Raw genomic sequence first — 13,882 nt, 5'->3', positions numbered from 1 at the left:
CATGATTGGTCTATGCCAATCTTGTGCAGGTTGGTCTAAACCAATTCCGGAAATCCTCCGGCAAGACCCTACTTTTCCACAGATTCAAGGGACAAAGATGTCGATCCTGCACGACCTACGGCAAACACCCCGGCTCGGGCTCCTGGTGGGCGGCGCTGCCGCCACCATTGGCGTGATCTACGGCTACGACATGTCGAACATCGCCGGTGCCCTGCTGTTCATTACGAAGCAGTTCGACCTCACCACCTCCCAGCAGGAACTGGTCACCACCGCCGTGGTTGCTGGCGAAGTCCTCGGGGCCCTGGTGGGTGGCTGGCTATCCAACCGATTGGGCCGCAAGGCCTGCATGGTGGGGCTCGCCGTGGGGTACGCGCTCTTCGCCATCCTCAGCGCGATGTCCAACGACGTTCCCACGCTGCTGATCGCACGCCTCCTCCTTGGCTTGACCATCGGTGTCTCCGTGGTGGTGGTTCCGGTCTTCGTAGCAGAGTCGGCTCCGGCAAAAGTCCGTGGAGCGCTGCTGGTTGCCTACCAGGTGGCCACGGTCATCGGCATCATCGTCGGATACGTCGCCGCCTACGCCCTGGCGGGCACCGGCTCCTGGCGATGGATGCTGGGCCTGGCCGCGGTTCCCGCGGTGATTGTCCTGGCCATCGTCATCAAGCTCCCTGACACCGCGCGGTGGTACATGATGCGAGGCAGGACCGCAGACGCCAGGAAGACACTCAGCGCCATCGAGCCGGACACCGACGTGGAGGCTGAACTTGCCGAGATGCAGCGCGCCATCCGCGAAGAACGCGGTGGCGGAATTCGTGAAATGCTGCGCACCCCCTACCTGAGGGCCACCGTGTTTGTTGTGGGCTTGGGCTTCTTCATCCAAATCACCGGCATCAACGCCGTGGTCTATTACAGCCCCAGAATCTTCGAAGCTATGGGCTTCAGTGGCAACGCAGCGCTTTTGCTCCTCCCGGCCGCGGTTCAGGTTGCCGCACTTGCGGCCGTCTTCGTCTCTCTGTCTCTGGTGGACCGGCTGGGCCGCCGCCCGGTGCTCCTGACCGGCATCGGCATGATGGTCGTGGCCAACGTCCTGTTGGTGGGCGTCTTCATCGCTGGCCAGGACTTCGGCGGGCTCCTCACCGTGCTGGGCTTCCTCGGGGTCCTGCTGTTCACCGTTGGATTCACTTTCGGCTTCGGTGCCTTGGTGTGGGTTTACGCCGGTGAGAGTTTCCCGTCACGGCTGCGATCACTCGGGGCGAGCGCCATGCTGACGTCCGATTTGGTGGCCAACGTGCTGGTGGCGGCATTCTTCCTCACGATGCTTCAGCGACTTGGCGGTGCGGGAACCTTCGCTGTGTTCGGCGTACTGGCTATCCTCGGCTTTATGTTTGTCCGCAAGTTCGCACCCGAAACGAAGGGACGTCAGTTGGAAGAAATACAGCAGTTCTGGGAAAACGGCGGGAAGTGGCCTGAGGCTGAGGCCGGCAAGACGCCATTGGGCGAGATCACCGAACCGGCGGCAGTCCGGTGACGCCGGCGGTTCTGGGCCTCCACATCGGGGGCTCCAAGACACACGCCGTGCGGTGGGACGACCGGCAGCCGAACACAGCGCCCCCAGGTGGTTCCGGCGTCGAAATTACCGAAGCCAGCGCCAACCTGTCGTCGGTGGGCCACCAAGGAGCCGACGCCGTGCTGCGCCGGATCGCTACGAGCGTCGGCGGCGGAATTGAAGCCGTCTGCGTCGGTGCCGCCGGCGCGGACACCCCGGCGAGCCGGGCTGTCCTGTCCGCCCTGCTGACGGAACACTTCCCCGGTGCCAGGATCGACGTCGTCCATGACACGCGCATAGTCCTGGCTGCAGCAGGCCTGGACGCCGGCGCCGTGGTGGTGGCGGGCACCGGCTCCGTGGCATGGGGAAGGAGCCGTGACGGACGCGAAGCCCGCAGCGGAGGTTACGGCTACCTGCTGGGTGACGAAGGTGGCGGTTACTCCGTGGTCCGGGACGCTGTTCGCGAGGCTCTCCGCGAGTATTACGCCGGCTTGGAGCCCGGCACGCTGGTCCGGGCACTGATGGCGGCCACCGCAAGCGCTGACGCTTTGCAGCTCATGGATTCGTTCTACGCCAAGCCAGAGCCGGACCATTGGGCGGGATTGGCCCCACTGGTCCTGGACCTGGCAGCCGAGGGCGATCCCGCGGCTTTGAGGATCCAGGCCGAAGCCGCCCACTCGCTGGCCACTTTGGCCCGGCAGGTGATGGGTGAACTGGGCTTGGACCTGCCCTTGGTCATGGCCGGCGCCCTCTTGGTGAACCAAAGCCAACTCGCCGGGGCCGTTGCCCGCAAACTCTCCCTGGAAGATCCGTCGTCCATCCGGATCCTGACGCAGGCACCCGTCCACGGTGCGGTGGAACTGGCCCGCCAGCTGATCCAGGACTGATTCCCACCCTCCTACCCAGACAGGAACCCATGACCATCATTTCCGACTCCCCCGCACCCATGGAGGCCGCTCCCGGTTTCCTGATGGCCAGCGAAATCGGCGAACAGCCGCAGGTGCTTGCCGGACTGCTCGATTCCGGCCTGCACCAGTTCAGCGCCATGGCTCACATCATCAAGAAGGCCGCCCCGCGTTTTGTCCTGCTGGCCGCACGCGGAACCAGCGACCACGCCGCGCTTTACGCGAAGTACCTCATCGAAATCAAGCTTGGGCTGCCGGTGGGCCTCGCGTCGCCGTCGACCCTCACCGCTTACGGTGCCGCTCCGACGTTGGACGGTGTCCTCTGGCTGGCAGTGAGCCAGTCCGGCGGCTCCCCGGACCTGGTGGAGTCGACGGCGGCAGCCCGCCGCCTGGGCGCCCTCACTGTGGCTGTGACCAACTCGCCGGATTCGCCGCTGGCCGGCGCCGCCGAACACCATCTGGACATTCAGGCCGGAAAAGAATCCGCCGTGGCGGCCACCAAGAGCTACACCGCGCAACTCCTGGCGCTGTGGTTGCTGATCGAAGCCTGGGGTGGTGGTTCGGCTGACGACGCCAGGCGGCTTCCGGAGTGGGCGGCGACAGTGCTGGAAGACGACGCCGTCGTGGACATTGCCGGCAAGTACCGGTTTGCCGATCGCATCATCACCACGGGGCGCGGCTACTCCTACCCCACGGCCCGGGAAGGTGCACTCAAGCTCATGGAGACTTCCTACCTTCCTGCACAGGCCTTCTCCGGTGCGGATTTGCTGCATGGTCCGTTCGCCATGATCGATTCCCAGCACCCCGTCGTCGCAGTGGTCCCGGAAGGCATCGGTGGGGCGGCCATGCGTCCTGTTCTGGAACGGCTGGCTGACCGGGGCGCGCATGTGTGCGTCGTGGGTGATCCCACTGCTGCACTGCGGGACGGACTGGTGCTGCCGTTGCCGACGGGTGTGCCAGAGGAGCTTTCTCCCATCCTGCAGATCCTGCCCCTTCAATTGCTCGCACTCCAGCTTTCGGTGGCACGTGGCAATGATCCCGACGCCCCGCGCGGCCTGCTGAAGGTCACGCAAACCTGGTAGCCGCCCTTCGCGGATTGGGTACGGTTCGGCACATCCAGCCTGGACCGTATCCAGCCGCTGGCGGGGTGGTGCCCGTAGGTATCCGGAGTAATCTGGATTTATGCCTTTCACATGCGGTGGTTGGTAGCAATGGCACGGGCCAGGCAGCGTTGGCTGCCAGCTCTCCTGATTCCACTTGCCTTGGCGGTGGCAGTCCTCTTCGGTTCAGTCCAAGCAGGCGCCACTGTATCCCTTCCACCCAAGTCAGCTGACGAAGTCCTCGCCATGATCGCGCGGACCGAGGTGCGCGCCCTGTCCGGCACGGTGGAGCAGGCGTCTGAGCTGGGACTTCCCGAAGTGCCAGCTGTTGGTCCTGGTATCGCCCCCGGTACTGCGTCTGCGCTGGAGCTCCTGACAGGCTCCCATACGGCCCGGGTTTACGTGGACGGTCCGTTCAAGGCGCGGGTGCAAATCCTGGATCCGATGGCTGAACGTGACCTCGTGGTCAATGGTGGGGATGCCTGGTTCTACAACTCGGCGGACAACAGCGCCACCCACCTGAGCGTCCCGGTGCCGTCAAGGGCCGAACTCAGGGAGTCTCTTCCTTCCGCGTCTCCACGGCCGGATATGCCCACTCCGGAGGCCATGGCGAAACGCTTCCTCGCAGCCATTGATGCCACCACCGAGGTGACTGTGGGAGGCTCGTCATCGGTCGCTGGCCGGAGCGCCTACCGCCTGAGCCTCAACCCTCGCAGTGCCGAAACGTTGGTTGATACGGTGGATATCGACGTGGATGCAGAGACGGGGCTCCCCTTGGGCGTCCAAGTGCGGGCCAATGGACAAGACGAGCCTGCCTACTCCCTGGCATTTACGGAACTGAATCTATCCACTCCGGACGCCGGGCTGTTCAACTTCACGCCCCCGCCCGGCGCGACGGTCACTGAGAAAGCGCTGCCCGCCAAACCGGTACCGTCCATGCCAGCGCCGGAGCCCGACTCCGCGGTCCCCGGGCCTGATGCCACGCCGGAAGCCTTCGGCCAGGCGGACCCTAAACAGCATGGGGCCACCGTCTCCGGCGAAGGCTGGGGCGCCGTTGTCGCACTGCCGGCAGGTTCTGCTCCGGCTGAGCTCATGTCCAGTCCCCAGCTCGCCCAGATGCTTCAGCCCGTTTCCGGCGGCAGGGCATTGACATCGTCTCTGCTGAGCGTCCTCATTCTCGACGACGGCCGCATCTTTGTGGGCATGGTGCCTCTGGATCGGCTTCAGTCAGCCGCTGCCGCCCAGTGAAGGCAACCGACCCCCACGAGCCCGGGCCGCCAGTCGCGGCCGGCCTTGCCATAGAAACCCGGGGCCTGGTCAAACGCTTCGGTCACCGGGCGGCTGTGGACGGCATCGACCTTTCGGTGCCGCGCGGTTCCGTCTTCGGCTTCCTGGGGCCGAATGGTTCCGGGAAGACCACCACCATCCGGCTGCTGTTGGGCTTAGCGACACCCAACAGCGGTGACATCAGCGTCCTTGGTCGGGAGATGCCGCGTGCCCTGGCTTCGGTGCTGCCTGATGTTGGCGCTTTGGTGGAGGGCCCGGGCTTCTACCCTTTTCTTTCGGGCGCGGGCAACCTCCTGCGCCTGGACTCCGCCGACCGCCACGCACCGTCAGCCACGAGGCGGCAACGGGTCCACGACGCCTTGGACCGGGTAGGACTCAGCCACGCTGCCGGGAAGAAGGTCCGGGCGTATTCCTTGGGCATGAAACAAAGGCTGGGCTTGGCGAACGCCATGCTGAGGCCACGGGAACTGCTGGTCCTCGACGAACCAACCAACGGGCTGGACCCCCAAGGCACCCGCGAGGTCCGGGGCCTGGTTCGTTCCTTGGCCGCCGGTGGGACAACCGTTTTTGTCTCCAGCCACTTGTTGGCCGAAGTTGAGCAAATGTGCACCCACGTTGGCGTCATGAGCGCCGGCCGGTTGGTAGCCCAAGGGCCGCTGGACGAACTGCGGTCCTCCGGGCAGGCTCACGTCCTCATCCAAACGCCCGACGTCGAACGTGCTGCCCGCGTCCTGGCACGCCTGGGGCTTGTCCCCGGCGAGGCTCCGGGCCCAGGTAGTCCACGGGAGGCCACGGCGCTGTTGGGCACCGGGCTCAATGGGGTGGAACCGGAGTCGATCGTGGCTGCCTTGGTGGCAGATGGCGTCCGGGTCCGTGGCTTCACTGTGGAAAACGCAAGCTTGGAAGATCGCTTTGTGTCGTTGACCGGAGAGGGGTTCGACGTTGTCGGCTGAAGCTGCCGGGATTTCGTCCGTTGCCACCGCTGGCCCCGGGGCCGGGTGGGCACTCCTCGCCTCGGAATTGTCTGTGCTTTTCCGCCGGCTCCGCACCTGGGCCATGCTGATCGCCCTCGCTGCCGTTCCCATCCTGATTGCCGTCGCCGTGAAGTTATCGTCCCGGCCCGCTACGCCCGGACGCGGTCCACTGTTCCTGGACCGCATCACGCAAAACGGCCTGTTTGTGGCAGTGACGGCCTTGGTGGTGTGCGTGCCGTTGTTCCTGCCCCTCACCATCGGGGTGGTGGCCGGAGACACCATCGCCGGAGAGGCCAACCTCGGGACCTTGCGATATCTGTTGCTGGCGCCTGCCGGGCGGGTGCGCCTGCTGCTGGTGAAGTATGCCGGGGCCGTCGCATTCTGTTTTGCCGCCACGGCGACGGTGGCAGCGTCAGGTGCCTTGGCCGGCGTCGTGCTTTTTCCCGTGGGGCCGGTGACACTGCTGTCAGGTGACACCATCAGCGTGGGCGAGTCGGCCCTGAGATCGCTGCTGATCGCTGCGTACATTACCGTTTCCCTGCTGGGGTTGTCCGCGATCGGACTCCTGATCTCAACGTTCACGGATGTGCCGGTGGGGGCAATGGCTGCGACGATTGTCCTTTCCGTGGTCTCACAGGTCCTGGACAACCTGCCGCAGCTGGAATGGTTGCATCCATGGCTGTTCAGCCACCACTGGCTGGGGTTCGCCGATCTGCTTCGGCAGCCGATCGCCTGGACGTCGTTTGGTGAGAACGCGCTGCTGCAGGCCGGATACATCGCTGTCTGCGGCGCGCTGGCCTACGCGAAATTCTCCAACAAGGACGTCTTGTCATAGCTTTGTCGTAGGCTCTTCCCATGGCCAGATTCTTTGACGTCCACCCGGAAGATCCCCAACCGCGCGCCATTGGCCAAGTGGTCCATATGCTGCAGGACGGCGGCTTGATCGCTTACCCCACCGACTCCTGCTACGCGCTCGGCGCGCAGATTGGCAACAGGGAAGCGCTGGACCGCATCCGGACCATCCGCCACCTGGACGACAAACACCACTTCACGTTGGTGTGCAAGGACTTCGCCCAGATGGGGCAGTTCGTCATGATCGACAACGACGTGTTCCGGAGCATCAAAGCCGTCACTCCGGGCAGCTACACGTTTATCCTCCCGGCCACGCGGGAAGTTCCCAAGCGACTCCTCCATCCCAAGAAGAAAACTGTGGGCGTTCGCATTCCGGATCACAAGGTGGTTCAGGCACTCCTCGCCGAATTGGGCGAACCATTGCTCTCCAGCACCCTCCTGCTGCCGGACCAGGAGGAGCCCTTGACCCAGGGCTGGGAAATCAAGGAACGGTTGGACAACGAGGTGGACGCCGTCATCGATTCCGGCGATACCGGCTCTGAGCCCACCACGGTGATCGATTTCTCCAGCGGCGTCGCAGAAGTGGTCCGACGCGGAACCGGCGATCCTTCGCGCTTCGAATAGAGTCCCTCAGCGGAACTGGAACCGGCAGACGGTGTTCAAGGCAACTTGCGCCACCCCTGTCATCTCCAAGGCGAGGGCCGAGGGCTGCTGTGCTGCAGGCAGTGGCGGATAGGCCATGAAAATGGCCAGTTGGCGGTTACCGTCCGCACTGCTGATGGCGATGCTCCCGTACCCGGGAACGTCGCCGGCATGACCGAAGTAGGTCCCGTTGGTGCAGCGGTCGTGCCAATGGTCCAGGCCCAGTCCGTAGTCGGCGAACACCGTGCTTTTCATATCGATGAGGCTCTGTGGGGACATCAACTGTCCGTTCAACAGCGCGGCCTGGAACCTGGTGATGTCCTCCACCGAGGACATCAGGCCAGCGGACGCAGCACTGCCCGGCGTGCCAGGGCTGGTCACATCCACCGTGTCGGATCCTATCCGGACGTAGCCGTGGACCAAGTCGTCGGGCACGCCGGTGTTGGCCCCCAGCAGCCCCGTCGAACCGAGGTTCAGCGGCGCCAGAATGTCCGTTCGGAGCACAGCGTCCAGCGGTGCCCCGCGAAGCTGCTCCACCACCTGTGCCAGCAGGGCATCTGCCTGGGCTCCAGGCAGGTCCACCCTGTTTCCCAGGAGCTGGCGGATGGTCACCGGATTCGTTGCCGGGACGATGGCCGTGGGCAGAAGCGTGGTGATGGCGTCGTCCAAACGCAACCGTCCCTCGTCGACGAGCTTCATCACAGAAACAGCGATCATGGTCCGGACCTGGCCACCTACTTGGAAGCGGTCACCGGGTTGGGCGGCGACACGTCCGTCGCGGCTCCTGACACCGGCGGCATGCGTCCACTCCTGGCTGCCGACCTTGGCCTTGATCAGGATCGCTGAGGCGCCTTCCTGCAGTTTCTCCCGGCTGAAGAGCTCCAGGGTCGCGCGAAGTTCCTGGAAGGCCGGTGTTGATGCAGTCTCCGTCGGACTTGCCACGGTGGGTGTCGGGACCGCAGGCGGGGCGGGCGTCACTACGTCCGGCGGAGTGGTTGCCGTCGTCGTCGGCACGGCTGTGGTCGACTCAGGCGGCAGCGGCACCGGCTCGTCGGTGCAACCACTGACCAGCAGGCCGCACGCCAGTGCGGCTGACAGGATCCCCCGCCCCGGACGTCCTCGCACATGGGCTCCTGGGTCTACTCCTCCGGCTTGCGGGCCCGGCTCGGCTGCACGCGCATGGGCTCGCCCGGCATCTTGGGAAATTCGGGCGGGAAAGGCATCTCGCCCTGTCCGTTCCGGACGTCGCGGTCCCACCACGTAAGCAGTACGTCGATGTCGCCGTGCTGTTGGTGCATGCCAGCCCAAGGGTCGCCGATGGTCTTCAGGCGATCGGGAACCGTTGCGATGGTGTATTTTGCAGGGTCGGCGCTCTCCAGTTCGTCCCATGAAAGCGGGCAGGATACCTGCGCCGTGGGCACGGCACGGGGGCTGTACGCCCCGGCGATGGTCCTGTCCCGGTTGGCTTGGTTGAAGTCCACGAAGATCCTCGATCCGCGTTCTTCCTTCCACCATGCAGTGGTGACCTTTTCCGGCATGCGGCGCTCCAACTCGCGTCCAGCGGCGATCACTGCGTGGCGTACGTCCAGGAACTCGTGCTTGGGGTGGATGGGCGCGTACACGTGCAGTCCACGGTTGCCGGAGGTCTTGATGAAGGCCGTCAGCCCAGCCTCCTCCAACACGGATCGGAGTTCCAGCGCGGCCGGAATGGCGTCATCGAAGTCCGTCCCCGGCTGCGGGTCGAGATCGATGCGAAGCTGGTCAGGGTTGTCGGGATCATCGGCCCGCGACGCCCACGGGTGGAACACCACCGTGTTCATTTGGGCTGCCCAGACAGCGGCAGCTGGTTCGTCGATGACCAGTTGTGGATGCGAACGCGCGCTGGGATAGGTCACCGGAACAGACCGGACGTACTCCGGGGCGCCTTTGGGTGGATTCTTGGAGAAGAACATCTCCCCTTCGATGTTGCCGGAATAGCGTTGGAGGCTGATGGGCCTGTTGCCGTTCGCCGTAACGAAGGCTTCCCCGACGTCGATGAGGTAGTTGGCCAGGTCCAGTTTGGTCAGTCCTGCCTCAGGCCACATCACACGGCTGGGACTGGAGATTCGAACCTCCCGGGGGCCGTGGGGACCGGGCACGGTAACAGTGGTTGCTTCGCTCGCCATGGGCACAAGCTACCCCGAAGTGGCGGCCCGCGTCAGCACTCACCACTGCATTTGTGCCGCGCGTCCCAAGCACGCCGGTGACTGCAGCATGATGGATACATGCCAAAACCAGAACCATCCGTCACCATTGCCGTCGGCGAGACCGAAGTATCGGGCCTTCATATCCGGCCGGAACAGCCTCTTGCCACCTTGGTGGTGGCCCACGGGGCAGGCGCCGGGATGGAACACCCGTTCCTGCGCGGATTCGCCGAAGCAATGGCCGACGAAGGTGTGGCCACGCTGCGCTTCAATTTTCCCTACCGCGAAGCAGGCAGGCGCTTCCCGGACCGTCCACCGCTGGCCATCGCCACGTGGCGGGCCGTGATGGACAAAGCCGCGGAACTATCCGATACCGAGCCTCTCTGGGCCGCCGGCAAGTCCTTCGGCGGGCGCATGGCATCCATGGCAGTGGCCGAAGGCATGCCCGCCCGCGGGCTGGTGTACCTCGGCTATCCGTTGCACGCTCCCGGTAAGCCAGAGAAGTTGCGCGATGAACACCTGTACGGTGTCACGGCGCCCATGCTCTTCCTTCAAGGCACTCGGGATACCTTCGCCACGCCTTCACTGTTGGAGAGCGTGGTGGAAAAGATAGGCCCGACGGCGACACTTCAGTGGAGCGAGGGCGGCGACCATTCGTTCGCGGTCAAGGGCGTGAAGCGCACCCCGGCCGAAGTGGGCGCGTCGCTCGCTCCCGCGGTGGCCGCTTTCCTGCGGACACACTCCTAGGGGCTATCTAGGAACGGGGTCATGGCGGAGGTAGGAACGCCGGAACCGGCCGGTCCCTGCTGTCAGCGCCCGAAGTTCGATGGCGTAGCGCAGGAGCTCCTGGTCCGGCACTTCTGCGCTGATCTCCGTTCCACCGCCCTCATCCGCGGTGGTTCCGGTGACGCGTCCCCGCCGCCCGGACAAGTCACTCATCACGGCCCCCACATGCTCATCGGGGACACTGACGACCACCGAGGACACAGGTTCCAGGAGCTGGATCTTCGCCGCCGCAGCCGCTTCCCTCAGCGCCAGCGCCCCCGCTGCCTGGAACGCGGCATCGGACGAGTCAACGCTGTGGGTCTTTCCACCCAGCAGCGTCACTTTGATGTCCACCACGGGGAATCCTGCTGACACCCCTTTGAGCATCTGTGAGCGCACGCCTTTCTCCACGGACGTGACGAAGGTTCCCGGGATGACGCCGCCCACGATTTTGTCCGTGAACGTGAATCCCTCGCCGCGGGCCAACGGTTCCACCTCGATGTCGCAGATGGCGAACTGGCCATGGCCGCCGGATTGCTTGACGTGGCGGCCGTGGCCCGTCGCCTTGGTGGCAAACGTTTCGCGGAGAGGAGTGATCACGTCCACGGTCTGGAGCTTGACTCCTTGCCCGCGGAGCCTGTCCAGCACCACGTCCGCGTGGGCCTCGCCCATGCACCAGAGGATGAGCTGATGGGTGTCCTGGTTTCGCTCCAGCCGAAGTGTAGGATCGGCTGCCGCCACTTTTCCAATGCTCTTGGCAAGGGCATCCTCATCACTGCGCGAGGCACCTTCAATGGCGATCGGCATGAGGGGCTCCGGCATGTTCCATGTTTCGATCAGCAGCGGCGTTTCCCGATCGGAGACGGTGTCCCCCGTTTCGGCACTGGTGAGTTTGCTGATGGCGCAGATATCCCCCGCAATGCACTGTGGAACGGCCTTCAGGCTGGAGCCCACAGGTGAGTAGAGGTGCGTCAGGCGCTCATCGGCGTCGTGGTCCTCGTGCCCCCTGTTTGCCAGTCCCCTGCCGCCGATATGGATGGATGAATCCTCACGCAGGGTCCCCGAAAAGACGCGGACCAGGCACACGCGGCCAAGAAAGGGATCCACGGTGGTCCGAACAACTTCTGCGGCGAGACGTCCTGCCGGATCGCAATCCAGCGCTTTCAGGGAGGAGCCATCGAGTTTCATGGCTGCCGGAGGAGTACGTTCTAACGGTGACGGCAACGCATCGGTCATCAGGGCCATGAGTTCGGGGAGGCCGAGGCCTGTTTCGGCCGATGTCGGCATGACAGGGAAGAAGCTGCCCCGCGCCACGGCCGTTTCCAGATCGGTGATCAGGTCCGCCAATGGCAGTTCCTCCCCGCCAAGGTAACGGTCCAGGAGCGTTTCGTCCTCGCTCTCGGCAATGATCCCCTCGATTAACGGCCCCCTTGCTTCCTCAACAGCCTCGTGGTCGCTGCCGCTGTGCAGGACCCCCATTAGACCCTGGTTGCCTTCAGCCGGAAGGTAGAGCGGGAGGACGCCGTCGCCGAAGGCTTCCTGGCAACGCACGACGGCGGCACTGAAGTCGGCCCTCGGATGGTCCAGTTTGCTGACCACCACCGTGCGCGGCATGCGGATCTTTTCGCACTCGCCCCAGAGGGCGATGGTGGCACCATCGATGCCGTCATTTCCGGAGACAACAAAAAGGGCCGCATCGGCGGCCCTCAAGCCAGCGCGCAGTTCGCCGGTGAAGTCAGTGTAGCCGGGGGTGTCGATCAGGTTGACCTTGATGTCCCCTACGAGGATCGGTGCCACTGACAACGTCACGGAACGTTGTTGATGGATGGCGGACGGATCGGAGTCGCTGACGGTGGTGCCTTCACTGATGGATCCCATCCTGTTGATGGCTCCGGTTGCAGCCAGCAGAGCCTCCACCAGCATCGACTTGCCGACGCCGGAATGCCCTACCAGCGCAACGTTGCGAATCTTCGCAGGATCGCTTGCGGCCAGTACCGATCCGTTGTCACTTCGTCGGGCCTCGGGTGTGCCCGACCCTGTGGCCTTGGCAGTTTCGCGCGTGCCCTTCACGGACATGGGCACCTCCTGGTGGTGTATCCCAGTATGGAGTCCGAACGTCGAAGAGGTTCGAACGTTAAAGAGGATTGGACACCCTCAAGGGACCACAGGGCAAGGGCTCAACTGCTGGAGGAAAGCATGCCCCACAACAACCAGGCAGAGACTGCAGCACAGCCGGCGATCACCACGGTGAAGCCTGCCAGCCAAACGAACGCCGGGACGCCCGTGGTACGGCCAAGAATGAAGGCATCGGACGCTGCCAGCCTGTCGCGGCGGCGGGTGTGAACACCCGCGAGCTTCATCAGGTCGCGGACGCCGCCCACGGAAAGCGCAATTCCAAGCGCCAGCACCACATAGTTGACCGTAGTGGGAGTCGCAAACAGGATCAGGGCCTGGGCAACGCCGGCACTGAGGACGGCCACCAGGATCCCGGTGAGGTTCCTGAGGAAGATCAGGGAGACGAGCAGGACCACGGCTCCCACGGACATGGCCGCGCCGGATCGGCCTAAGGCAAATGCGGCGATCAGGGCCAGCCCGACGACAGCAGGCGCCGGGTAACCCCAAAAGCCGGACCATGCTGCGCCGAAAGCACTCCTTCCGCTGCTGACGAGGCGTCCCGAATGGTCAAGCCCTATTCTGAGGCCGTGGACGAAACGTCCGGTCATGAGTGCAGCGTAGGCGTGGCCGAGCTCGTGGACGAACGTGACATACAGGCCGAACCATCGCCAGGTAACGCGGGGAATGCTCAGGATCACAGCGCATGCGAGGATAGCCAGCAGGGCAGGTAAAGGGACCTCCGTGGTGTGCGTATCCGTAAATCCTCGGACCACTGCGTCCCACCAGGTCTGTGCGAAATTCACAGTTTGGATGTCATTCACAGTTTCGACGTCATTCACAGGACCGACGTAGTTCACAGCACTGTGGTCGATCACAGCACTGTCGTCTGCAGGCGGGAACGCAGCCCCGCGACGAGTATTTCCAGTCCGAAGTCGAAGGCGGCTTCGCCGCGCTCCCCGGACGGTCCTGCGTCCGCCAAAGCGCGGGTGAGCATGGGATAACCCTGTGCTGGTGGGGCCCACACAACGTCCGGCGCTGCGAGGTCAAGTGCGAAGCCCAAGGCGAAACTGTCAATGGTGGAGATCGCCGAAACGACGTCTTGGCCACGGAAGCCGGCCCCTTCGAGTGCCACCGCCAGATTTTCGTAGAGCGCCAGGACCTGGTCATCCTGGACGGTTTGGAGCACCAGCAGGGGCGCGAGTTTGGGATGGCGGGCGAAGGCGTCACGATAGCTGCGGACGATGGCGCGCAGGGCCGCCTCCCAGTCCTCTCCGTCTTTGAGGGCGTAGGGGCTTTCGGAGATAATCCGGCCCCGCATCAGCTCAAGGATCTCTTCCCGGCCACTGACGTGGTTGTAGATGGAGGACTGGCTGACCCCGATGCGTTTTGCGAGCTTTGGCAGGCTGAAGTCCCCCGCTTCATCCACCAGTTCCAGGGCGGCAGTGACGAGGGCATCGATGGATATCAGCGGGACCAGCGGGCGTGCCATACGGGTGTCTCCATTCAAGGTTGT

The 13,882-nt window shown here is 64.4% G+C and carries 13 protein-coding genes; 8 read left to right on the top strand and 5 right to left on the bottom strand.

What is annotated here, in order from left to right:
- Positions 1 to 97 precede the first annotated feature (97 nt).
- The 7 genes from FQP90_RS02675 to FQP90_RS02645 all read left to right on the top strand — a co-directional run bounded on the left by FQP90_RS02675 (position 98) and on the right by FQP90_RS02645 (position 7,288).
- Positions 98 to 1,528 (top strand): sugar porter family MFS transporter, encoded by a 1,431-nt coding sequence (locus tag FQP90_RS02675; protein WP_144648199.1) that lies wholly within the window; start codon positions 98 to 100, stop codon positions 1,526 to 1,528.
- A complete protein-coding gene (locus tag FQP90_RS02670; RefSeq protein ID WP_144648198.1) occupies positions 1,525 to 2,433 on the top strand; it encodes an N-acetylglucosamine kinase in 909 nt (302 codons plus the stop codon). Before FQP90_RS02675 ends, FQP90_RS02670 begins: the two co-directional genes overlap by 4 nt.
- Positions 2,434 to 2,462: 29 nt before the next feature.
- Positions 2,463 to 3,533: an SIS domain-containing protein gene (locus tag FQP90_RS02665; protein WP_144648197.1), complete on the top strand. Its 1,071-nt coding sequence runs from the start codon at positions 2,463 to 2,465 to the stop codon at positions 3,531 to 3,533.
- A gap of 129 nt (positions 3,534 to 3,662) precedes the next feature.
- Positions 3,663 to 4,799, top strand: a complete 1,137-nt coding sequence (locus FQP90_RS02660) for a LolA family protein (protein ID WP_144648196.1) — start codon at positions 3,663 to 3,665, stop codon at positions 4,797 to 4,799.
- On the top strand, positions 4,796 to 5,791 hold the full coding sequence (locus FQP90_RS02655) for an ABC transporter ATP-binding protein (RefSeq protein ID WP_144648195.1): 996 nt from the start codon (positions 4,796 to 4,798) through the stop codon (positions 5,789 to 5,791). The genes FQP90_RS02660 and FQP90_RS02655 overlap by 4 nt, the downstream gene beginning before the upstream one ends.
- Complete coding sequence (locus FQP90_RS02650) at positions 5,781 to 6,647, top strand: ABC transporter permease (RefSeq protein ID WP_280115937.1); 867 nt, start codon at positions 5,781 to 5,783, stop codon at positions 6,645 to 6,647. Before FQP90_RS02655 ends, FQP90_RS02650 begins: the two co-directional genes overlap by 11 nt.
- Positions 6,648 to 6,667: 20 nt before the next feature.
- Complete coding sequence (locus FQP90_RS02645) at positions 6,668 to 7,288, top strand: L-threonylcarbamoyladenylate synthase (protein WP_144648194.1); 621 nt, start codon at positions 6,668 to 6,670, stop codon at positions 7,286 to 7,288.
- Between the two features lie 6 nt (positions 7,289 to 7,294).
- Here the strand turns inward: FQP90_RS02645 and FQP90_RS02640 are convergent, their stop codons facing one another.
- The gene (locus FQP90_RS02640) at positions 7,295 to 8,431 is read right to left on the bottom strand and encodes a serine hydrolase domain-containing protein (RefSeq protein ID WP_144648193.1); all 1,137 of its coding nucleotides are present in this window, start codon (positions 8,429 to 8,431) and stop codon (positions 7,295 to 7,297) included.
- Positions 8,432 to 8,445: 14 nt separating this feature from the next.
- Complete coding sequence (ligD, locus tag FQP90_RS02635; protein ID WP_144648192.1) at positions 8,446 to 9,471, bottom strand: non-homologous end-joining DNA ligase; 1,026 nt, start codon at positions 9,469 to 9,471, stop codon at positions 8,446 to 8,448.
- Positions 9,472 to 9,570: 99 nt separating this feature from the next.
- Between ligD and FQP90_RS02630 the strand changes: the two genes are divergently transcribed.
- Positions 9,571 to 10,236, top strand: coding sequence for an alpha/beta hydrolase family protein (locus tag FQP90_RS02630; RefSeq protein ID WP_144648191.1), 666 nt, complete (start codon positions 9,571 to 9,573; stop codon positions 10,234 to 10,236).
- 3 nt (positions 10,237 to 10,239) lie between these two features.
- On the opposite strand, the gene FQP90_RS02625 is transcribed toward FQP90_RS02630, so the two are convergent.
- The 3 genes from FQP90_RS02625 to FQP90_RS02615 form a co-directional block, all read right to left on the bottom strand.
- Entirely contained in the window at positions 10,240 to 12,330 is a 2,091-nt protein-coding gene (locus FQP90_RS02625) for an elongation factor G-like protein EF-G2 (protein ID WP_144648190.1), read from the bottom strand.
- Between the two features lie 101 nt (positions 12,331 to 12,431).
- Positions 12,432 to 13,172, bottom strand: a complete 741-nt coding sequence (locus tag FQP90_RS02620) for a M50 family metallopeptidase (RefSeq protein ID WP_144648189.1) — start codon at positions 13,170 to 13,172, stop codon at positions 12,432 to 12,434.
- Between the two features lie 68 nt (positions 13,173 to 13,240).
- Positions 13,241 to 13,858 carry a TetR/AcrR family transcriptional regulator C-terminal domain-containing protein gene (locus FQP90_RS02615; protein ID WP_144648188.1) on the bottom strand — a complete coding sequence of 206 codons (618 nt, stop codon included), beginning with the start codon at positions 13,856 to 13,858 and terminating at the stop codon, positions 13,241 to 13,243.
- Positions 13,859 to 13,882: the final 24 nt, after the last annotated feature.

This window comes from Paenarthrobacter nitroguajacolicus (assembly GCF_007786235.1).
GTDB lineage: Bacteria > Actinomycetota > Actinomycetes > Actinomycetales > Micrococcaceae > Arthrobacter > Arthrobacter nitroguajacolicus_A.
This window is presented reverse-complemented; position numbering and strand designations above follow the sequence as displayed.

Excerpts from the sequence above, each read along its gene's own strand:
- FQP90_RS02630 (WP_144648191.1), top strand. The coding sequence starts at position 9,571 with ATGCCAAAACCAGAACCATCCGTCACCATTGCCGTCGGCGAGACCGAA.
- FQP90_RS02625 (WP_144648190.1), bottom strand. The coding sequence starts at position 12,330 with ATGTCCGTGAAGGGCACGCGCGAAACTGCCAAGGCCACAGGGTCGGGC.
- FQP90_RS02675 (WP_144648199.1), top strand. The coding sequence starts at position 98 with ATGTCGATCCTGCACGACCTACGGCAAACACCCCGGCTCGGGCTCCTG.
- FQP90_RS02665 (WP_144648197.1), top strand. The coding sequence starts at position 2,463 with ATGACCATCATTTCCGACTCCCCCGCACCCATGGAGGCCGCTCCCGGT.
- ligD (WP_144648192.1), bottom strand. The coding sequence starts at position 9,471 with ATGGCGAGCGAAGCAACCACTGTTACCGTGCCCGGTCCCCACGGCCCC.
- FQP90_RS02645 (WP_144648194.1), top strand. The coding sequence starts at position 6,668 with ATGGCCAGATTCTTTGACGTCCACCCGGAAGATCCCCAACCGCGCGCC.
- FQP90_RS02660 (WP_144648196.1), top strand. The coding sequence starts at position 3,663 with ATGGCACGGGCCAGGCAGCGTTGGCTGCCAGCTCTCCTGATTCCACTT.
- FQP90_RS02615 (WP_144648188.1), bottom strand. The coding sequence starts at position 13,858 with ATGGCACGCCCGCTGGTCCCGCTGATATCCATCGATGCCCTCGTCACT.